This window comes from Algibacter mikhailovii (genome assembly GCF_014651495.1).
GTDB lineage: Bacteria > Bacteroidota > Bacteroidia > Flavobacteriales > Flavobacteriaceae > Algibacter_E > Algibacter_E mikhailovii.
Genome location: NZ_BMWZ01000002.1, coordinates 415,022 through 437,497, shown reverse-complemented (window position 1 = coordinate 437,497; position 22,476 = coordinate 415,022). Strand labels below are relative to the sequence as shown.

Sequence of the window (22,476 nt, the reverse complement as noted above, 5' to 3'; positions counted from 1 at the left end):
AAAAAATACAACGACCATTTTAGATCCCCTTCAATAATTTTAAACAATGAAAATAGACCTGTTCTTTGTTGAAAGTTTTCGAATGCTTTTAAACTTCCGGCCAGGAAAACTGCTCCTTTTATTTGTGTTAACCCTATTTTTAGGTGTGTTTTCAGGGTTTTCCATCGTATTACTTATTCCTCTTTTAAAAGTGCTCGCGCCCAGTACTGAAGGACAGACTAACCAGATAACGGACACTTTCAATGATCTGGCGGAAAAAGCGGGGATTCAGTTAAATTTAGAAACCATATTAATAATCTATGTCATAGTGCTTTCAGTAGTGGCCTTATTACAATTATGGAAAAGTCTGCTGGATGCTAGTTATCAGCAAAATTTTATTTATCAAATCCGTAGTCGTCTGTTCCGTAAAATTATCATGGCCGACTGGGAATTACTGAATAACAAGAGTAAAACCAATCATTTGCAGGTTTTGAGCAAAGAGGTTCCTAATATGGCTGATTATTTTTTCTTTATTATGCGCGTACTTGCTGGGTTTATTATGACAGCGTCCTATATGGCTTGGGCCATGCTAATATCGTTAAAATTTACGTTATTTATTACTTTCATTGGGCTTGTTCTTTTTTTGCTACTTCGTAAATATTTGTTTAGAGCATTTCATCTCGGTGAGGGGTTTGTGGATTCATACAATCACTTACTGAGATACATTGATGATTTCTGGCTTACAGTAAAAATAGCCAAAGTACACAGCTCTGAAAATTTCTATTATAAGAAATTCGACATGGCCTCAGCTTCACTTCTTGGATTGGAATACCAGATGGAGAAGAACCATGCCCTGCCTAAATTTATTTACAAAATCTCTGGAATACTGGTACTGGTGCTGGTCGTTTACATAGGCTATAAATTTGGTTTAATCCCGCTCACTGCATTTTTTATATTGATTATTCTTTTTTCTCGAATCTATCCGCAGTTTACCTCTATCAACACTGATATAAATATTATTATTACCCATTTTGCATCCGTAAAACGGGTCATGCAATTAGATAAAGATTTTCCTGAACCTGATATCCATGCTCACCAAAGCAGCATACCAATTCCATTGACAAATGAAATTAATATAAAAAAATTGAACTTTTCTTTTTCTGGTGATGCAGCACTTTTTGAAAATTTTAATGCAAAAATACCTGCCTTTAGTCTCACAGGAATAATAGGTCAATCGGGCCGTGGTAAAACGACTCTTATCGATTTAATTGCCGGGTTGCAACAGCCATTTTCAGGAGAAATTTGTGTAGATGGACAAGTTCTTGACCAGGAAATTTTACCCAAATGGCGCAAAGGAATCGGTTATCTGCCGCAGGATTCTTTTTTTATTGATGGCTCCCTTCGTGAAAACTTGGTATGGGACAGTCACAGGGAGATATCTGAAACAGAAATTAGAAACGTATTGGAACAGGTAAATGCTCTGCAGCTGGTAAGGCGTTTTAAAAAAGGTCTTGATGAAGACATTGTCAATTATCAATTTCACTTTTCAGGCGGCGAAAGACAACGTCTTGCTCTGGCACGTGTCCTGTTGCGGCAGCCAAAAATCCTGTTGCTCGATGAAGCGACCTCTTCATTAGATGAAGACAACGAAAAGCAAATCATGGATCTGTTGGCTGAATTAAAAACAAAAGTTACCATCCTATTTGTCACCCATCGTACCTCTGTGCTACCCTGGTGCGACAAAATAATTCAAATAGAATAACCAATTATATTTGTAGGAATTTAAACAATTGATAATAAAGAGTATACGACATAATGTGTCATACCTGGCAATGCATGTACATTGTAATTTTGTGAGACTAAAATGGAATAGGGTGTTCAATTGGTTTACAAAAAAGAAAAGGAAATACGGCTTTGAAATGCACCCAAGGCTTATAAATTTTAGCCGCAGCTTATCTGTAGAACAAAAAGGAGCAATGGCTCATACTTTTTTAATGGTACTTAAAGCCGATGATGCATCCCTTAACCTAAAAATGTATAATTATATCTATGACCAGTTTGAGAGTATAGGCTTTGGTATAAAATCAAAATACATGCAAGAATACAAGACGAATGATTTGGCATATAGCTATACTAAAATTAACAGTTTGTCTATTGATCAAAAACGATGGTTTGCAATTTCACTTCATGGTATGATGTATGAGATTGGTATAAAGCCTTCCTTTAAACATATTCAGTATTATTTAGCCCTAGGTCAACAAACTTCTAATCCCTACATTAAATAGATAGTTACCATGGAAGCACTAAGAGTATTTGAAGATCTAAAGGATAACGGGGTGTATTCCATGGAGAAAATAAAGGATTGGTTGCGAGCATATGTGGGTGATTATTATGAAGTAAAATCAAATTGGAATTGCCCGGTATCTGGCTGCAATTATCGATGGACAAATCAATGCTCTTGCAAAAAAAAAGATGATGCCTATCTGTTTTTATCCTTGTTTAGTGCTTTAAGGGAGTTTACTAAATACCACCAAAAGGAATCTTATGCGGAATTAGAATTAGAGGCTTATAAAAAAATAAGCTATGATAAAGGCCTTGTTAAACAATGGGTGAGGAAAAATGAAAAAGTGGGTACAATTGATTGTTTTGAATTGTTACTTTATCATTATGATTATAGCTTAAAACCTTATCACTTGTTGGTCATGGGCAGGTCTTTATTGGGTTATGAAGTATTTGTTGACAGAAAAGATTTTGAAAATCTAATTGATTTTTTAAATATTTTTAATGAATTATTTTGGGTAAAAAAAGTGTATCCTGAAAGTGAAACTTTGGCGTATTGAGTTATAGTTGGGCTAAAAAATTATTAAAATTACCTTCAAAAAACCTTGGTGGTGCTTCTAAATTAAGTTCCTTTTGTAAGGCCTTGTCCTCCCAGATAAACTTCAATCCAATTTGTAAATTTACTTGGTAGTTATCATCACGCTCTGTATATCCACACATGAGATAATTTTTGTTTTCTAGGTCCCTGAAAAATCTAAAGAAATGAGCCATGACATAAAATATGGTGTCGTTGCAGTCTCCTGTTATATCATATCTATAAAAAATAGGGCGTTCCAAAGTTTTAAAATCAACTAAGTCTTTGGCTCTAATATCTTTATTTGTTATTTCTTTTGTTTTTAATCTGTTATAAGTCTTTTCGTTTATAGGTAAAACAATACAGTGCCCCGTGTAATAGCCTGATTTTCCTGTATGCACAAAATTTAATTCAGGGAGTATCCTTATGGCTTCCTTAATCAGTTCGGCATTCACATAATTATTGTCTCTTTTTTGTGAGTCTATGAACTGTTCGATGTATTTAAAGTCATAATCAAATTCAATGGTTCTTAAATTTGAGGAGGTGATTTCTATTTGATCTATAAACCAGCTTAATTTAGGGAGATCGTTAGTTTGCTTAGAAAGTGAATATTTTCGGGTTTTAAAATTGTAAAATGTAGGGATAGGTACGACTGCATTTAGATTATGAATGAGTTGATAGGGCATCAGGGTAGCCAATACAATGTTTTCTTCTTTTTCAGATTTTATTAAAGTTAAATTTTTCTCCCAGCGCTGTACAGTTCTTAGATCTACGTTTATGGCATCCGCAAAATCAGACTGCGAAAGATTATAGAAGTTTCGATAGTCAATAAATAAGGCCCCTATAGAATTATAACTGTTCATTAAAAATGATGTTTGATAAGTAAATATAATAAAATGACTTATCTCAGACACGGTATGTCATATTAAAATTGAATTGTAGTAATTAGATTTGACCATTATAAAAAGGGAATTGTGTCCATGCTTTTGTTTAAACTAAAACTAATGGAAGGCGCTTTAGAAAAAGATGCGCCTGAGGGCATGGAACAGCTCAAAACTATGGTAAAGCTTGAAAAGCTGATTCTTCAGGTTAACCTTGAAGATGAAGATATACCTGAGTACTCTTTTAAAAAGGCGCTTATTCTGTTAAATGATATTAATGGTAAACGGATTTCGCCTCAAGAAGAACGGCTGCTGCGGCAGTTAATAGAAGGAAATACCGAATAAGACACGAAATGTCGCATAAATACAAGAATTACAAATGTAAATTTGTAGTGTAATTAACTAAGAGTTATTAAGTTAATGATTAGGATTTAAAGTTTGATGGTTTAGTTTGTTTATAAAAATGGAACTAGGATTAATAGCAATGATTAAGTTTGATTTTTGATTGATAGCAGCGTTTTATACGCTGCTTTCTTTTTATAGGCATGTTCGGTTTTAGTAGAGCCAGGATTTTTATAAATTGTTTTTTAAGGTTTTTATTTATTGAATAATGTCTTTATTTGAATTCTTCAGCATAAAATGTTGTAGCATCTTTAATTAGCAATGCCATGTTGTCTTTTTCAGAATTTACACGCGCAGTATCCCAATTTAAATAATTTATGAAATCATTTAAAATTAGAGGCATATACGTGTTTATGCTCTTAATATCAAAGTAAAGTCTTCCTGTACGTCTTACAAAAAAATCTGATAAGCTCCCTGTCATTTCATGATGCAAACAATATAAAAGTTCAGCCCTTATTAGGCGCTCTAAAACGTCTTGATTTGAAAAATTACTTGATTCCCTTATTATAATATCAGCGTTCTTGCCATAAGTACTGCATAAATACCAAGCATAATAATTATTGGATACCCCTAATTCAATTAGTGTAGTTTCTAATTGCTTTTGATATTTTTCTACATCAAGTGTATTTTTTAAGGATGGGGTCACCAATGGTATGTTTTCAGTTTTTGAGGGTTCTAAATTCTCCTGAACCATAGTTTTATTTGTTTTTAACACAGCTTCAATAGCCCTATGAGCCATTCTTCTATAACCTGTTAGTTTCCCCCCTGCGATAGAGATTAATCCACTTTTAGAAATAAATAGTTCATCTTTTCTTGATAGTTCCGAGGGGTCTTTGTCTTCTTCATAAATTAATGGCCGCAGTCCTGCCCAATTAGATTCTATGTCGTTGATAGATAGATTCACCGCTGGGAATGCTTTATTTATGCCTTGTAACAAATACTTTGCATCATCTTTAGTAGCTACCACCCGATCTATATTACTGTAATAGTTAGTATCTGTAGTCCCTACGTACGTAATTCGACCTCTAGGAATGGCGAATATCATTCTGCCATCGGATACGTCAAAATAAAGTGATTGTTTAATGGGTAGCTTTTCAAAGGGAAATACAATATGAACGCCTTTGCTCAAGTGCAAATGCTTGGGACTCATAGATTGATCTTTGGCACGTATTTGATCTACCCATGGGCCTGCAGCAGATACATAATTGACTGCTTTTATTTTTAGATTAGTACCGGTAATTTTATCCGTACAATTCAGATAGTTAATCTTAGAATTGGCATTGTAATTAAACGATTCTAGGACACAATAGTTTACAATTGTGGCGCCAAATGAAGCTGCTTTTTTAAGTATTTCAGTAGTAAGTCTTGCATCATCGGTTCTATATTCTGCATAAAGCCCACCTCCCAGGATTGTGTTTTTATCAAGCAATGCTTCTTTTACTAAGGTTTCATTTTTATCCAGCATTAGCCGCTTATCATCACCATTTACATTTGCTAAAAAATCATAGAGTTTAAGGCCAAGAGACGTCATTATTTTGCCATATGTACCACCTTCCACCAAAGGGAGTAGCATTTTTACAGGAACAACCAAGTGTGGTGCAAGTTTATGAACAATGGCGCGTTCCGTGCCTGATTCTCTTACTAAGCCAATTTCAAACTGTTTAAGGTACCTTAGGCCACCATGTATTAATTTTGTGGATTTATTACTGGTGCCTGATGCAAAATCAAGTTTTTCTATAAGACAGACCTTTAGTCCTCGAGTAGCTGCATCTAGGGCAATTCCAGCGCCGGTTATACCACCACCAATAATGGCTACATCAAACGTTTCAGTTTGTAATTGTTCAATGAGTACTGGTCTGTTTAAAAATGAAAATTCTAATGGTTTTTTCATTACGGACGTCTAAGTTGTCTGTTTTCTAATACTTATAGCATTACTAATTTAATAAACGTTTGGGTATGATTACGTTTTTTGTTACGACATAAGCCATACAGTGAACAACTATTTTATGTTAAGGGATACATTAAACTTAGTTTGTTATAAAATGAATCATTTCAGTTATAGCGTCATCTAAATGCGTGGGCAGTATTGGTTCATTGTAAGGGTGTTTTGCTCCAAAAACATGATTGGCATCACGAATTATTTTTAGAGTGCTCTCTGCGTTCCATTTATGCAGCCCATGGGCTTCTTCTATAAGAACACTGGTGTCACCATCACCATGAATTATTAAATAGGGAATATTTAATTTGGATACGGCACGTTTTATGGTAAGTCGCTCTTTATTATTAATAAAGTCTAGGTAGAACTGATAATAATGGGGCATCTGTTGCTTTGTGCGTCCATTTATAATATACTTAACGCCATCATTTTTCCATTTTTCCAGTTCACCTGTTGTTGAAGTGCGCTTTTCAAAATCACTTACGCCAGCCAAGCTCACCACTTTTGTAATACGTTGGTCTTCTTCGGCTTTTATCGTAACAATACCTCCAGCTCTACTATGTCCAATTAAGGTGATATGGCTTAAATTAATATGATTTTTGAAATCAGGGTTTGAACAAACCCAATCTATAATTGTTTCTAAATCATCTAATTCTTTGGTGTAGTTATTATTTCCAAAAGCTTCCAAATCTGGAAAGTCAAAGGGTTGTTCTATGGTTCCGCCATTATGTGAGAAATTAAATTTCACAAAAAAGAAACCCGCCTTAACGAATGCTTTTGCCATATGATCCCAAGCGCCCCAATCTTTGAAACCTTTATAACCATGACAAAATATTACAATTGGTTTAGAGCTGTTGTTATTTGGATAAAAAACATCGGTAAGAATAGGCTTGAGATGCTTTCCGGGTACAATGATATTTTTTGTTATTGTCATATTAAATTTCTTTTTCTATAAAATCAATTTCTGGATTACAGATTTCTAATATTAGCTTGGTTAGTTCAAATTTAAAGGCTTCTAAGGTTTCTGCTGTTATAAGTGAATTCTTAGCTCTTGTCTTCGTGCTTTCTTTTTTAGAGAACTTTATAAAACCAGAACTTAAGTTTTTAAATGAGATGATACCAGCTTCAGCAGGTAAGTTTATGGTGTTTGATTCATGCATCATATAGGCATAAGCCAGTACTTGAAAACTTTTACTGTATTTTTTGTAATCTGTTGTTAGGTCCTCCCAATTGACAATTTCAACTTGATTGGTCATGACGCTACCTGTTTTGTAATCAATAATTCTGGTAATACCGTTATATTCATCTACACGATCTACCTTACCTTTTAAAATTACTGGGAAGTCGAATTCTGGAATGTTTATTTTCACTTGATTATCTGCCTCAATGGACATTATTTTTATGGTATTTCCATCGCTAATAGCCTTTATCTCGTAATCTAAAAAATTAGATACATAGCGTTTAGCAATTTCAAAAATGATGAGATTCTTACCTTTATTAATATCCCCCTCTTTATATTCCTGTTGAAAATGATAAGCAACGCGATCTGAAATTTTTGATTTCATGGTTTTAAGGAGGTCTATTGAGAGGACCTTTCCTTGCAAAGGCTTATAAAAATCTTCTAAAGTATTGTGAACGACAGTCCCTAAGGTGTTTGCCGCAACTGTTTCTTCAACAGTAATATGCGTATTAATTTTTAGAATCTTTTGATAATAGAAATCAATAGGATTACGCATATAATTGGTTAATGAGGAAGGAGAAAAACCTAAACCAGCCAATTGTATAATACTTTGTTGTAACTCAGGAGTTTTAGGAATCACATTTAATGAATTCACAAGGGTTGGTACCTGTGGCGTAACCGTTTCTTGATGTATATAGTGTATACCTTCTAACTCCAGTTGAGTAATTAGTCTGCTTTTTTCCCCCCCAGTTAGTATGTCAGCTTCCGTGTTGTATAATATAAACACATTTTTGGCACGTTGTATCAGTCTGTAAAAATGATAGGTGTATACGGCATCTTTTTCTTTATATGTAGGCAAATTATTTTCTAACTTAACGTCAAAAGGTATGAAGGAGTTATTGCTTTTTCCCGACGGTAATATACCCTCATTTACAGACGAAATAATGACTGTTTCAAAATCTAACACCCTGGACTCTAGCATGCCCATTATTTGAAGCCCCTGTAAGGGTTCTCCTTGAAAATCTAAGGTCTCTGAGCTTAGCAGATCTTTGTAAAGACTATGCAAAGTATTTAAATCATTTATATGATGGTATGTAGCGTTAAGTCTTGAAAGCTCATTAAAAAGCGCATTAAAACGGAATAAATATTCAAGTGAAAGCAGATTGGCAGCCTTGTCTTCATTAAGATGGGATTTAATGCTTAAAATTAATGTCGAACAGTTTTTAATCGTTTTTTCAATGGAAATATTCCAGTCAAGAAAGAGCAAATCAATAATATGATTTGCGCTTTGCGATAATTCCTTTAATCTCGAATGTTTTATAAAGATGAGGTTGTTGTGTTCAATAGCATCTATAAGTATTGAAGCGAAATCTTGGCCATCAATTTGTAATAAGGGTCTTATGAATTGATGAGATATGATATTAATAATGTCCTTATAATAAAAGCTGTTGGAATTATTTTTATGTAAGTTAAGAAGCCCTTCAAACAATGAAGCTAATGGGATAGATTTTAAAGGATACCCCATCGTTATATTGATGCTATTAATATCTTCTGGAATTGAATTTAATACAGGGATTAACAGGTTTTCATCCCCTAGGACGACGGCTGTATTTTGCAAGGTTTTATTAATTGATTGTATTTTATCTAATAAAGAGCCGATTTGTTTAGCTTGACCAACATTTTTGGGGATTGCAAATACTGATATGTTCTTTTGTTTTATATAGTTTTGGGGAACGCAGTTAAATGGGTTTTTATCATAATGGCGCCAGTTTTTTTTATGTTGTCTTGTAAAAAAGCTGGCGTCATGCTTTTCATTGTTGAAGAAAAAATGGTCAATATCCCAGTAGACTTTGGCTAAATTATCCCGAAGTAATGCCTGAATAATAAATTCTTCAGCAGTATTTAGAGCATTGAACCCTAAAAAAACATGTTGTTTTTTGGGGTTTGCTTTAATATAATCTTCAATATGGTTAACGGCTTCGCGATAGATCAACCCTTGATATCCAATTTTTTTTTGTTTTAAGTGATTTGAGAATACCGAATAGTATGAAAAAAGATTATTCCAAAAGGATAAATATCTTTTTACAAAAGCGGTTTTGGGTTCTTCTAAAGACCAATGTTTTAAATCTTCAATGGCACTTAAATAATGAAAAATCTGTTTTTGGGGTATGAGGTACCTATCTATTTCATTGAAGTCCTGAAGCAATATTTGGGCCCACTTAGAATATGTTTCAAATGAATCACGTTCATTAGCCTTAGTATGTTGTAAATAAGAGGTGTAAAATTCAAAAAGCAGTTCGGTATTGGATATGCTCTTAAGTTGTGATAAATCTTCTGTAAACTCTTCTATGCTTATAATATCTGGTGCAAACAAGGTTTGGTCAACAACCTTATGAAGTTCATGTTTTAAAAAAATACCGGCACGCTTACTAGGGAGGATAAATGTTAATTCAGAAAAGTTGACATCCTGTTTTTTTAAATCGGTTAGGACGTCAAGAATGAAAGTAGTCATTGTATAAAAATAAAAAACGCTTCGGATTTCCGAAGCGTTTTTAAATATTTATTTTACTAACTTAAAGTAAACTTAGTCTTTGTTTAAGTTAATTTCAACACGTCTGTTGTTTCTTCTTCCAGCTCTTGTTTTGTTAGTATCAAGAGGTTTAGATTCACCATAACCAGCAGCAGAAAGTCTTCCAGCTTCAATACCACCTTTCACTAAGTAATCTTTAACAGAATTAGCTCTAGATTCAGATAATTGTTGGTTTAATGTTTCGCTACCTACACTATCAGTATGACCTTCAATGTTAAATTTGGCATTAGGATATTCTTTTAAGATATCAATGATATTTTGAAGAACTTCACTTGACTGTTCTTTGATAGAAGATTTTCCTGTATCAAATAAAATGGTCTTAGCATAAGCATTAAGTGCTTTTTTAACAGCTTCTGTTACTTCAGGACAACCGTTGTTTGCAACAGTACCAACTGTTTCTGGACAAAGATCATCTTTGTCAATTACACCGTCACCGTCAGTATCTGGCCAAGGACATCCTTGGTTAGCAGCAGGACCAGCTTCGTTAGGACATTTATCGTCACCATCAGCAACACCGTCACCATCAGCATCCGGACATCCGTTTAATGAAGCTAAACCAGCAACAGTAGGACATTTATCATCTTTATCAGCAACACCATCACCGTCAGCATCAGGACATCCATTAAATTCAGCTAAACCAGCTTCATTAGGACAATCATCTTTGCTATCTTCAATACCATCACCATCAGAATCTGGACAACCATTAAACGCTTCTAAACCAGCAACTTCTGGACAAGCATCATCTTTGTCGTATATACCATCACCATCAGTGTCAGTTCCACCAAATTTGATAGACAGACCTAAAGTGTGTTGGAAATGTTTAGATAAGTAATCTTCAAATGCATGCTTGTAAGCAAATTGGTATGTTAAAGCAACATTTTCACTTAACCAAACATCAGTACCTAAAGTTACGTTTAATGTTCCAGCACCAATTTCATCTACCCAAGTGTAACCCCCACCAACACCTAAATAAGGCGTTAACGTAGTATCTTCAGTAAAAGTGTATTTGATTGTACCATCAAGTCCGTAATAAGATAAATCAGCAACATCTAAATCACCAAATTTGTCTATTTTGTTTAATGACCCAGCAACTCCAAAAGAAAATCCGTTGCTAATGTATTTAGAAACAGAAATTGTAGATAATGAAGGTAAAATGTTGTAGTGATCTGTCAGGTTAAAGAACTCATCAAAATAATCACCTTGAGGAGCATCTTCTCCTACAGGATAAAAGTCTACTGCATTTACACCAATGGTAATTTGCCACGGATTGTTTTTGTCTTGTGCGTTTACGTTGCTGCACACAAGTACAATCAACATAGCGGCTAATAATCTGCTAAGATTTTTCATATTCAAAAGTTTAATTTTTAAGTGTTAATCGTAAACAAAAGTAAGTTGTTAAACTTTATTAACAAAGACAAATATAAAAAAATATTGTAGATTCTCTTTATTTGCGGGTAGTTCAGAATCATTTTAGATAGTATTTTGTTAATTCTCAAAGATAATTGTCCTACAAATAATCGAGGTTAATGGCATTTTTACTGGACTTACTAATAATGGGGGACTAGATTTGGGCGTATGCCCTATTCTCGCTGCCGTGAGGTGGTATGCAAGGGTAGGGGCATTCGTAAAGTTATGGCGGCTGTGAGTTTAAGGTCAACTTTTGATTTTATAAGTATTTGAACAAAAGGATGTTTTAGTTGGTTTTTAAGGTGAGAATTAGGAATAACAGTTGCTGTTAAATCCAAATTGAGTTCTGGTGGCACCGCTATTTTTAATGCTTTAAATGATTTTCACTCTAATTTCATTATCGATATAAATCAGAATTCTTTTTTTAACGGTAATGTTCATTTCCATTAAAACATCATTATAAGACATTATTTGTTGTTCGTGTTTTACGTCTTCTAAGCCTGTTTTATAGTCTATGATAATCGCTTCGCTTTTTGCATTCAAAATAATCCTATCTGGTCTCAAAATAAGACCGGTTTTTGAAATGATATCACGTTCATTAAAGATGGTAAGATTTGATTTGAAGTAGTCCTTCAGTTCTGGATGTTCAACAATACGCAAAACCGTCTCTTTAAGAGGGACTGCTTGTTCATAGGAAATGATGCCCAATGCTATGAAGTTCTGAAATACGGGGTCTATGTCTTGAGAAGTTAAAATTTGAGACATGATATTATGTATCAAATTTCCTTTTTCTATAGCCTCTTGTTGGTTGGTATCCCATAAGTAGGCCGATTTTGAAATAATTTTGATATTATGATCTTCTTTGGCTGTTGATAGAAAATTTGCTTCTGATATATTATGTATTTGATTGGTTTTATTTTTTGATGTTTTTTGAGGGTTTCCAAAGGTGTAAAGCGTTTCTGAATCATTCCATTTACCAAGAGATTGTAGGTAAGAAATAAATAATCCTGAATACTTATTATCACTTATTATACCTTTTGAAGTTATATCTTTTGTCGAGAGTATGAAAAGCTGCTCAACAGGTCTAGTAAGTGCAACATATAATAAATTAATACTGTCTAATTCAAGTTCAGATTGATGGCGATTATATATTATTTCACCTTCGTGCCCATAAAAAGCAAAATCTTTGTTGTAGCTCAAAGATGTATAAGAAAAACCTTCGTAAGTATTAGGGTCTAATGGATACCATTCTTTTGGCTCTATGTCTTCATAGATATTCATATTGGCATAAGGAAAAATAACAACAGGAAATTCTAAACCTTTAGATTTATGGATGGTCATTATTTGAACAGCGTTTTGGCCTTTGGGAGAAATGATACTCAAATTGTTTTTTTTCTTATCGAAATAGTCTAAAAAGCCCGCAATGTCAGAGCCCTTTTTATCTGAATAGTCTAAAACAACATCTAAATAAAACTGAATGTAGGCATTTGATTTTAAGACTAAACTAAAACTTCTAATAATGGTTTCTACTAAATCATAAAATGGAAGGCTTAGCAATTTGTCTAGGGAGACATGAATACTATAATGGGCAAAGCTTTCAAGTAAATCAAAAGTATTGAGGTTTAAATGGTTTATGAAAAAATTATGTTTATCTTCTATATTTAATTTCGTGGTAAGATAATTAAGCACCTTAATCTTAATTTCCTTGTTATTTGGTTGAATGAGAAGTGCCAATAAATCATTAATAAAAGTAACTTCGGCTGAATTTGCTAGTAATAAGGTTTCAGAAGAAATTATGCTTATATTTTGTAAACTTAGGAAGTTGGCAATAGCAACGCCTTCTTTCTTTTTTCTTACTAAAATGCAAATATCTTCAAGCATATAACCATTTCCCTGGCACTGTTTGATTTTTTTTAATACCACCTCAGGAAAAATAACATCTTTGTCATCAGTTTTGTCCAGTTCTAGAAAAGATAGCTCAACAAAACCTTCTTTATCGTTAATGATATTTTGATTGGCATTGCTATATAAGTTTTGGTATACTTCATTTTTAAATACCTGATTTGCTAAAAAGTTAAAAAAACCATTGTTAAAGCAAATGATTTCTTTATAGCTTCTGTAGTTTTCTTCAAGGTTTCTTATGCTTTGCTCTGTATTAAATGGTGTATTCGTTTTATTAAATAATTCTATAAACTGTTCGGCTTTTCCACCTCTCCATCTATAAATTGCTTGTTTCGCGTCACCCACTAGCATGGTACTTCCTTGCTCAGAAGCTAAGGCATTATCTATTAATGGAGATAAATTTTCCCATTGCATAACTGAGGTGTCTTGAAATTCATCAATAAAATAATGTTTGAATTTTTCCCCTAAGCGTTCATAAATAAAAGGAGTAGGCTGCGCTATAATTTCTTTACTAATTATTGAATTAAATTCTGAAATGAGCATCTTATTTTGTTCTGCCTTTAGTTGGGTTAACTCATTATTTATGGCGTTTAAAACAGATAGAGGAGTGATATTTTTATAAAAGTTTTTGAGAAATTTAAGATGATATACCTGACTTTTAATTGTTTTGTAGAATTCTTCTATTTGTGGAAGCAGTGCATCTATGGACTGAGCCAAATGTGCATCTAGTGTTTTAGTATAAATACCTTTTCTTTCTGAAATATTTTCTTCCAGTTTATTACTGTAAAGGCTATTTAATTCTAAATTCAAAACTTTTTTGAAGTGGTTAGGCAGTGTGCTTCTACTAAAGTTGGAATGATCTAAACCGGCCTTGTTAATTAAATCTAAAACATGTTGGGCGTCACTAACAATCTTCTTTTCTAATTCTAAAATCTCTTTGGTTAATTTTTTCTTGAGGGAGTCAAAATCTTTTAATGTTTTGCCTTTCAAACCGTCAATAAAAGGCTTATCATTTTCATTGATTAGTAGTTTTGCGATTTTATTAAAATCAAAAGAAAGATCCCAACTCTTATCGTCATCAGCTTTTTCAATGGCAAAATCAACTAATACCTTAGTGAGGGCTTTGTTTGTGCCAGTTTTGGAAATCAAGCTGTCAACAGCTTCGTTTAAAAGCGCATCTTGGTCAAGTTCAACTTCAAAATTTAAAGGAAGTTTTAAATCATGGGCAAAAGTTCTAATTATTTTATGCGTGAAGCCATCAATTGTTGAAATATCAAAGGCTGCATAATTATGTATTATGGTGTTTAATAATAATTTGGACTTTTTTTGAAGATGTTCAGGTGGAATTTGAAGTTCTTTTCCAATAGCATCAAACATACTATCTCCTTCTTGTAGAATGTGTTCACTTGAGAACATAACTAGTGCATTAACAATGCGTTCTTTCATTTCAGCAACCGCCTTATTTGTGAAGGTTATGGCTAGAATACGTTTAAAATGGAATAAATTATCTGATTGAAATAGGTGTTTTAAATACTCTTTTACAAGAGTATAAGTCTTACCGCTGCCGGCTGAGGCATTGTATATGGAAAAAGGATTGGTTTCAGTCATATAGGGTAATTTGCAAACAAGATAAAAACTATCAATGGTTTGATAACAATATATTATTTTTAATTGACTTGTATTATATGTAAATTTGAAAGATTTTAAATATTAATATAAAACAATAATTATGGCTTTCGAATTACCGAAATTAGGATACGCATACGATGCTTTAGAACCTCACATGGATGCAAGAACCATGGAGATACACCATACTAAACATCACCAAGGATATACCAATAATTTAAATAATGCCATTGCAGGTACAGATTTAGAAGGAAAGTCTATTGAAGATATTCTTACAGGTCTAGATATGGATAATGGCGCTGTTAGGAATAACGGAGGAGGATTTTATAACCACTCATTGTTTTGGACAGTTATGAATCCTGAAGATAGAGGGTATTTATCAGGAGAATTGAAAGATGCTATTGAGGCAACTTTTGGATCTAAAGATGAGTTTATCGCCGCTTTTAGTAAAGCTGCAGCAACGCGTTTTGGTTCAGGATGGGCTTGGTTATGTGTTCAAAAAGGAGGGAAAATTGAAATTTGCTCTACACCAAACCAAGATAATCCATTAATGCCCGGTGTGAGTTGTGGAGGTACTCCAATTTTAGGTTTAGATGTATGGGAACATGCGTATTATTTAAATTACCAAAACAGACGTCCGGATTATATTAATGCATTTTTTAGCGTTATTAACTGGAATGAAGTTGAAAGACGTTACGCTGAAGCAAAATAAAATTCACGCTTTATAAATTTTTAGGAACGCCTTAGTTTAACTAAGGCGTTTTTTTATGCTAACAATTGGGCTATCATTTAGTACAAGTGTTTTATTGTTTAGTTTAAGTCAAGTCTGTTTTAGAATAGTAGATGACGTTTCGGGATATATTTACTTTTCTAAATATATACATGTGAAATATTTCAATTACTTTTTTGTTTTTAGTTTCTGTTTACAAATAACAGCACAAACATATTCTGGTACCGTTACAGATAAAAACACGGGATTGCCAATTACTGGAGCTACGGTTACATTGGTTGAAACTAATCAACAGGTAACAACTTTGGCAAATGGGGAATTTTTATTTTCGGTTGACAATAACGCAGAGCGTACTTTACAAATAAACAAAGGAAGTTATGTTTTTGAAGATTTAAGAAATCTTACACCTACCACGAATTTGGTTGTTCAATTAAGACCTAAAATTAAAAGTGTTGCTACTGCCCGATGGGAGAATTATTTAACCGGTTGTGAAGTTTATAACAATCCTAATATTCCAAATGACCCTTTATGGAATGTCCAATTTTCCGAATCGAATTTAGATGGAGATTTTGCTCCTGATGCCACGTATACGCGTCGTGATCCCAGTGCGGTAATTCAACATAATGGATTGTATTATGTTTGGTACACTTATAAATTATCTGAAACTTCAACCTATTTCCGGACAAATAATATTAATGATAATGTCTTTCCATGGGATTATTGTGATGTTTATTATGCAACGTCAGTAGACGGGTATCAATGGAAAGAACAAGGTGTAGCCGTATCAAGAGGGACTTCTGGAAGTTTTGATGACCGCTCAGTATTTACACCTGAAATATTTGTTCACGATAGTAAATTCTATTTAATATACCAAGCTGTTAAACATCCGTATATTGAACGTGTAAAGAACACTGTAGCTATGGCTGTTGCTGATTCTCCTAGTGGGCCATGGACTAAACTTAGTGAGCCAATTTTAAGACCAACGGATAATGGTGCTTGGGCTGATAATTCAACCAGTAGATTAGATGTTATTGAAAAAGGTGATTTTGACAGTCATAAAGTACATGATCCTTGTTTAAGGTTTTATAATAATAAATTCTATTTGTATTACAAAGGAGAACGAATGGGAGAGGAAAGATACTGCGGTGAACGGGAAATTAGATGGGGTGTTGCTATCGCAGATAATCCTACAGGGCCATATATTAAATCTGAATATAACCCCCTTACAACTTCTGGTCATGAGGTAAGTGTTTGGAATTATGATAATGGGATTGCTATAATTCAGAAACTTGATGGGCCCGAAAGAGGATCTGTCCAGTTTGCTTCCGATGGTTTGAATTTTGAAATGAAAGGAAAAGCTAGCCACGTTCCTGATGCCTTAGGAATTTTTAGACCAAGTTTAGAAGGTGAAAATCCAACATCTGGCGTTTCTTGGGGGTTAGCTCATGAGCTTAAATGGGATGGACAAGTTCAAGGGGGTTGGATGCATTTAAAAAGATTTGATTTGGTTAAAGAAATTGAGGCTCCTTCTCCTAATGCTATAATAATTGAAGCTGAGGATTTTGAGGCCACAAAAAATGAAGATGGTTACACGCCAAGCGGATATGATGGCGTTAATGCCACTAATATTGGTGTTAATTTTGTAAACCGCCAGGATTGGATGGAATTTACAGTAAATATTCCAGAATCAGGAATGTATGAACTTACTTATTTAATTAGTACGCCTATGAATAATGCCAATGTACAAATGCTCATTGATAATACTGTATTGGCTAGCACTTTAGTGCCCAATAATGGCGCCTGGGATGATTATAGGTTTTTAAGGCATAATGCATTAATAAATATTAAGTCAGGATCTCATATCATTCGTATATTGGCTAATGGGAGTAATGATTGGCAATGGAATATGGATAAGTTTTACTTGGATAAAAAGGAAGCGCTAGGTCTTTCAACGCCAGACTTTTTATTAAAAAACAATAAGAAACTTAATTTACACCCTAATCCCACTGATACCTTTTTAAATATAGCTAATCTTGAAAGCCAAGTGCATTACCAAATTTTTGATTTACTTGGAAAAGTTATAAAAGAGGGCAAAACAGGACCACACATGCCATTAAATGTAAAAAAATTAAAAAATGGACTTTATGTATTGGTTGCTAAAAGTCAGGAAGGCAATCAATCTGCTCTATTTGTGAAAAAGTAAAAAGGGATAAGCTGGAATAAGAAAAAACAAGAAAATATATAAAATGAAAAAGGTGAACGAGAGTTCACCTTTTTGCCCCAAATCTACCATGAACTTAACCTACTTATGTTATGGTGCATCAAATATAGAATGCTGTTCGTGCTTGTGAAAATTTTTCAGTTAAACGGTTCAATTATAGGTTTAAACGCTTGTTTTATTAACTACTGCACTCTTTACTTGGAATAGAGAGGAATGAAAGGAAATGATATGATATAAAAAAAGGCGAACGAGAGTTCACCTTTTTTTGCCCCAAATCTACCATGAACTTAACCTACTTATGTTATGGTGAGACCAATTTATGCGTATTTTAGATAAAATGACTATTTTTTAGATGAATAGCTTATTTATAAGATGAAATACATTTTTGATATTTTATCTTTGATTAAATACGGATTCCGTATTTAATAGGCTCGTTCTTTATTGCCTTCATAAAAGTTTATAAACGCACGGTTTACTACTCTATTTCCGCCAACTGTTGGGTAATTTCCAGTGAAATACCAGTCGCCTAAATGGTCAGGGCATGCCTTGTGAAGGTTTTCAACGGGTTGGAAAATAATTTTTACTTCAGCGGTAATGCTGTCATCACTTAGTAATTCCGAAATTTTATCCGAAATCTGTTCATCTGTAAACGGGTCATAAATTTCTTTTACAAAGTTTTGCACGTGTCTATCATCTAAATCCGTCTGCATGATACATTTATCATAAACCTCTTTGACAATGTGATATGAATTTGCATCCTTTAACAATTCTAGAGCTGCTCTAAAAGCAACTAAACTTTCAAGATTGGCCATGTCGATACCATAACAATCCGGATATCGTATTTGTGGAGCAGAAGAAACCACAATAATTTTTTTAGGATTCAAGCGATCAAGCATCTTTAGGATACTCATTTTTAATGTAGTACCTCTTACAATACTATCATCTATAATTACAAGATTATCGGTTGGTTTAATAACCCCATAAGTAACGTCATAAACATGAGCTACAAGATCATCTCTACTGCTGTCTTCAGTTATAAATGTCCTAAGCTTGACATCTTTTATTGCGATTTTTTCAACGCGTGCATGTTCTGATAAAATTTCAGTGACTTTGGCCGCAGACAGCGAACGTTGCCCATTTAAAATTGCTTTGGTCTTTCTTTTATTGATATAAGCTTCGGCAGTTTCAATCATGCCAAAGAAGGAGGTTTCAGCTGTATTTGGAATATATGAGAACACCGTATTTTTAGTGTCATTATTAATGGCTTCAAGAACTTGTGGCATTAATAATTTACCTAAGGTTTTGCGTTCTTGGTATATTTCAGCATCACTACCTCTTGAAAAATAAATGCGCTCAAATGAACAAGATTTTTTTTCTAAGGGTTCTAAAATTTGTTTTAGTCTTACTTCCCCAGATTTTTTAGTAATAATGGCTTGCCCTGGTTCTAATTCCTTTACATCTTCAAATTTTACATTAAAAACAGTCTGAATTACTGGGCGTTCTGAAGCGACAACAACCACTTCATCATCTTGATAATAGAAGGCCGGTCTAATGCCTGCAGGATCTCTTAAAACAAAAGCGTCACCGTGACCAATTAGTCCAGCCATGGCATATCCGCCATCCCAGTTTTTGGCAGCGCGTTTCAGAATTTTACCTACTTTTAAACGCTTCGCAATTAATGGTGAAGCCTCTTTTTTATTATAGCCTTCCTTTTTTAAATCTTTATATATTCTACTTACGGCATCATCTAAGAAATGGCCTATTTTTTCCATTATAGTTATGGTGTCCGTATATTCTTTAGGGTGTTGTCCTAGGTCAACTAAGTTGCCAAAAAGCTCTTTAACATTCGTCATGTTAAAGTTTCCTGCCATAATTAAATTTCTATGCATCCAGTTGTTTTGTCTTAAAAACGGATGCACACTTTCAACGCTATTTTTACCAAATGTACCATAGCGCACATGGCCTAGTAATACCTCTCCAATGTATGGGATATTTCTTTTTTGAGCAGCAACGTCATCTTTATATTCTGGATGCTCTTCAAATTCCTTATTAACACGTTCGTTAATTTGGGCGAAAATATCTTGGATAGGTTGTTGGGCCACCGAACGCACTCTACTTATGTAGCGCTCTCCTGGTTTGGTATCTAACTTAATACTTGCAAGTCCAGCACCATCTTGTCCACGATTGTGCTGTTTTTCCATCATTAAGTACATTTTGTTTACACCATAAAATGCTGTGCCATATTTTTTCTTATAATACTCTAATGGTTTTAAAAGTCTGATAACAGCTATTCCACATTCGTGTTTTAAGGCATCACTCATATTAAAAATATTTTCGCTTTACTTAAAAATTATTATTAGATTCCCATCCGCATGAGAATGACCATATTTTCTAATTAAAAACGCACTCTATTTTAGAGCGCGTTAGATTATCCTAATTCTATATCAAATTGCGTTAACTGCTTAAATTGCAGCAATCGTTTATGGACTTCTTCGCTAGTTAAATTTTGCATACGTTCTGTACCAAATTTCTCTACGCAAAATGATGCTAATGTCGATCCATATATTACGGCATTTTTCATATTCTCAAAAGAGTAATCGTTCGTTTTTGCTAAATAGCCCGCAAAACCACCAGCAAAAGTATCACCTGCACCTGTTGGGTCAAAAACCTCTTTCAAAGGCAATGCAGGGGCGTAAAATACTTGGTCTTCATGAAATAATAAAGCACCATGCTCACCTTTTTTGATTACAACATATTGAGGTCCCATCTCCTGAATTTTTTTGGCTGCAACTAGTAAAGAATATTCTCCGGTTAATTGCCTAGCCTCTTCATCATTAATGGTTATTACATCAATACGTTTTATTACATTAATTAAATCATCTAAAGCGCAATCCATCCAGTAATTCATTGTGTCTAAAATCGCTAATTTCGGTTTCTTAGACATTTGATCCAAAACACTTGATTGGACGATAGGATGTAGGTTTCCTAACATAACCACTTCAGCATCTTTGTAGTCTTCAGGGACTACTGGTTTGAAATCTGCAAGGGTGTTTAATTCTGTAACTAAAGTGTCACGCGTATTCATGTCGTTATGATAGCGCCCACTCCAAAAGAAAGTTTTTCCATTTTCAATAATTTCAATACCTGTGGTATCAATATGTCTTTCAGATAATAAATCTAAATATTCTTGAGGAAAATCATCACCAACAATAGAGACTGCCGCGGCATTAATATCAAAATGTGAAGCTGCAAGACCAATAAATGTAGCTGCGCCACCAAGGATTTTATCGGTTTTACCAAAAGGTGTTTCAATAGCATCAAACGCTACAGTTCCAACAATAACTAATTTACTCATAAAATGGACCTCATAATTTTGTGCAAATATACGTCTTTTTGAAGATTACGACGATTATATTTTTTGGCCTTTTATACCTTCCTAAGTCTAGGGTTATTTTCTCCCAAAATCCGCTGGAATTTCCCCCCACGCTTTGGTCTCCCACTTGACGATTACGGTGGTATAAGTATTATTTTTTAACCAGTCAATGGCCCGGTCCACTAAATCAAAAACAGCTTTGTTTTTAGAGTTCCGTTCTAGTTTGGTATTGCAAACTTTTTTTCGCACCCAGCTCATGGCTATTTTAGAGTCTGTATAAAGTATACGGTCGCTATTATTCTTTTTAAGAATCGCTAATCCATGTACCAGTGCCAAAAATTCGCCAATGTTATTGGTGCCCTCCTGAAATGGGCCTTGGATGAATAATTGTTTTTTAGTTTTAGTGTCTACACCTCTGTACTCCATGATACCCGGGTTTCCGCTTGACGCCGCATCAACAGAGATTGAATTGTAATTTGGTAAACCTATTTTTTTTAATTGACTAGTTGAAAGTTCACTTGTAAATTTTTTATCCTTCCCTATGTAGTCTTTGTAGTTGCCTGCCAAGGCTTTTTTCGCAGCATCTATGGTTGCAAAAGATTTGTATTGGGCGCCTGGGTAGTCTTTTATTTGTAATTTACAGGCATTCCAAGAATCAAAAACACCAGTTTGATGTCCTTTCCAGACCGTGTAATATTTTTTCTTCTTTTTACTCATGGAGTAGGCTTTCCACTACCTTTGGGAAGTGTTCCATCTCGAGTTCATGAATCTTAGCGGCAACATCTTCTGCATTATCTGTTGAACTAACCTCGCATGTTGCCTGAAAAATGGTACCACCTTCATCATAATGTTCATTGACATAATGTATGGTAATTCCAGTTTTAGTTTCTTTGTTGTCTACAACGGCTTTATGAACATGCATGCCATACATGCCTTTACCTCCAAACTTAGGAAGAAGGGCAGGGTGTACATTAATTACTTGGTTAGGGAATGCATTTAAAATGTTTTCGGGAAATTTCCATAAAAAACCAGCTAATACAATGAGGTCTGGCTTTGAAGCTTTTAATATGTTTAAAACATCATTGGTTTTGTAGAAGGCTATTCTATTGAAAGTAAGGCTGCTGACTTTAAGGTTTTTAGCTCTGTCAAGCACTTTGGCTTTAGGGTTGTTACATAAGACTTGAATAACAGATGCATTATTGTTCTTGCGAAAAAAGGCAATCAAATTTTCGGCATTGCTTCCGCTGCCAGAAGCAAAAATTACAATACGTTTCATTTGTATAACTATGGCATTAATATTATTCAGACAAAAAAAAGAATAATTATTAACAATTAGACGGTAAAAATATAAATACTTAAAAGTAATTTTAGTAAATTACCGTCACATTTTTATGG

The 22,476-nt window shown here is 33.9% G+C and carries 16 protein-coding genes; 6 read left to right on the top strand and 10 right to left on the bottom strand.

Features of this window, described 5'->3' with window-relative positions; genetic code table 11:
• Positions 1-46 precede the first annotated feature (46 nt).
• The 3 genes from IE051_RS05265 to IE051_RS05255 are packed head-to-tail and all read left to right on the top strand — an operon-like array spanning position 47 to position 2,819.
• Positions 47-1,741 carry an ATP-binding cassette domain-containing protein gene (locus IE051_RS05265; RefSeq protein WP_189359728.1) on the top strand — a complete coding sequence of 565 codons (1,695 nt, stop codon included), beginning with the start codon at positions 47-49 and terminating at the stop codon, positions 1,739-1,741.
• Between the two features lie 55 nt (positions 1,742-1,796).
• A complete protein-coding gene (locus IE051_RS05260; protein ID WP_189359727.1) occupies positions 1,797-2,264 on the top strand; it encodes a hypothetical protein in 468 nt (155 codons plus the stop codon).
• A gap of 9 nt (positions 2,265-2,273) precedes the next feature.
• The gene (locus IE051_RS05255; RefSeq protein ID WP_189359726.1) at positions 2,274-2,819 is read left to right on the top strand and encodes a hypothetical protein; all 546 of its coding nucleotides are present in this window, start codon (positions 2,274-2,276) and stop codon (positions 2,817-2,819) included.
• Between the two features lies 1 nt (position 2,820).
• On the opposite strand, the gene IE051_RS05250 is transcribed toward IE051_RS05255, so the two are convergent.
• Positions 2,821-3,696 (bottom strand): helix-turn-helix domain-containing protein, encoded by an 876-nt coding sequence (locus IE051_RS05250; RefSeq protein WP_189359725.1) that lies wholly within the window; start codon positions 3,694-3,696, stop codon positions 2,821-2,823.
• A gap of 117 nt (positions 3,697-3,813) precedes the next feature.
• Here IE051_RS05250 and IE051_RS05245 point away from each other — a divergent pair, with 117 nt between their 5' ends.
• Positions 3,814-4,059 (top strand): hypothetical protein, encoded by a 246-nt coding sequence (locus tag IE051_RS05245; RefSeq protein WP_189359724.1) that lies wholly within the window; start codon positions 3,814-3,816, stop codon positions 4,057-4,059.
• Between the two features lie 271 nt (positions 4,060-4,330).
• Here the strand turns inward: IE051_RS05245 and IE051_RS05240 are convergent, their stop codons facing one another.
• The 5 genes from IE051_RS05240 to IE051_RS05220 all read right to left on the bottom strand — a co-directional run bounded on the left by IE051_RS05240 (position 4,331) and on the right by IE051_RS05220 (position 14,739).
• On the bottom strand, positions 4,331-6,007 hold the full coding sequence (locus IE051_RS05240) for a glycerol-3-phosphate dehydrogenase/oxidase (RefSeq protein WP_189359723.1): 1,677 nt from the start codon (positions 6,005-6,007) through the stop codon (positions 4,331-4,333).
• A 136-nt stretch (positions 6,008-6,143) separates the two neighbouring features.
• Complete coding sequence (locus IE051_RS05235; RefSeq protein ID WP_189359722.1) at positions 6,144-6,986, bottom strand: alpha/beta hydrolase family protein; 843 nt, start codon at positions 6,984-6,986, stop codon at positions 6,144-6,146.
• 1 nt (position 6,987) lies between these two features.
• A complete protein-coding gene (locus tag IE051_RS05230) occupies positions 6,988-9,744 on the bottom strand; it encodes a PD-(D/E)XK nuclease family protein (RefSeq protein ID WP_189359721.1) in 2,757 nt (918 codons plus the stop codon).
• Between the two features lie 72 nt (positions 9,745-9,816).
• The gene (locus IE051_RS05225) at positions 9,817-11,169 is read right to left on the bottom strand and encodes an OmpA family protein (RefSeq protein ID WP_189359720.1); all 1,353 of its coding nucleotides are present in this window, start codon (positions 11,167-11,169) and stop codon (positions 9,817-9,819) included.
• Between the two features lie 432 nt (positions 11,170-11,601).
• The gene (locus tag IE051_RS05220; protein ID WP_189359719.1) at positions 11,602-14,739 is read right to left on the bottom strand and encodes a UvrD-helicase domain-containing protein; all 3,138 of its coding nucleotides are present in this window, start codon (positions 14,737-14,739) and stop codon (positions 11,602-11,604) included.
• A 121-nt stretch (positions 14,740-14,860) separates the two neighbouring features.
• Here IE051_RS05220 and IE051_RS05215 point away from each other — a divergent pair, with 121 nt between their 5' ends.
• A complete protein-coding gene (locus IE051_RS05215; protein WP_189359718.1) occupies positions 14,861-15,469 on the top strand; it encodes a superoxide dismutase in 609 nt (202 codons plus the stop codon).
• Positions 15,470-15,524: 55 nt separating this feature from the next.
• Entirely contained in the window at positions 15,525-17,690 is a 2,166-nt protein-coding gene (locus IE051_RS05210) for a carbohydrate-binding protein (protein ID WP_189359717.1), read from the top strand.
• 440 nt (positions 17,691-18,130) lie between these two features.
• Here IE051_RS05210 and IE051_RS05205 read toward each other — a convergent pair whose 3' ends face one another.
• From IE051_RS05205 to purN, 4 genes are all read right to left on the bottom strand, one after another.
• The gene (locus tag IE051_RS05205; protein WP_189359716.1) at positions 18,131-20,029 is read right to left on the bottom strand and encodes an amidophosphoribosyltransferase; all 1,899 of its coding nucleotides are present in this window, start codon (positions 20,027-20,029) and stop codon (positions 18,131-18,133) included.
• 107 nt (positions 20,030-20,136) lie between these two features.
• Positions 20,137-21,063, bottom strand: a complete 927-nt coding sequence (locus tag IE051_RS05200) for a PfkB family carbohydrate kinase (protein WP_189359715.1) — start codon at positions 21,061-21,063, stop codon at positions 20,137-20,139.
• Positions 21,064-21,156: 93 nt separating this feature from the next.
• Positions 21,157-21,798: a ribonuclease H1 domain-containing protein gene (locus IE051_RS05195; protein ID WP_189359714.1), complete on the bottom strand. Its 642-nt coding sequence runs from the start codon at positions 21,796-21,798 to the stop codon at positions 21,157-21,159.
• A complete protein-coding gene (gene purN, locus IE051_RS05190; RefSeq protein WP_189359713.1) occupies positions 21,791-22,357 on the bottom strand; it encodes a phosphoribosylglycinamide formyltransferase in 567 nt (188 codons plus the stop codon). The genes IE051_RS05195 and purN overlap by 8 nt, the downstream gene beginning before the upstream one ends.
• Between the last annotated feature and the right edge of the window lie 119 nt (positions 22,358-22,476).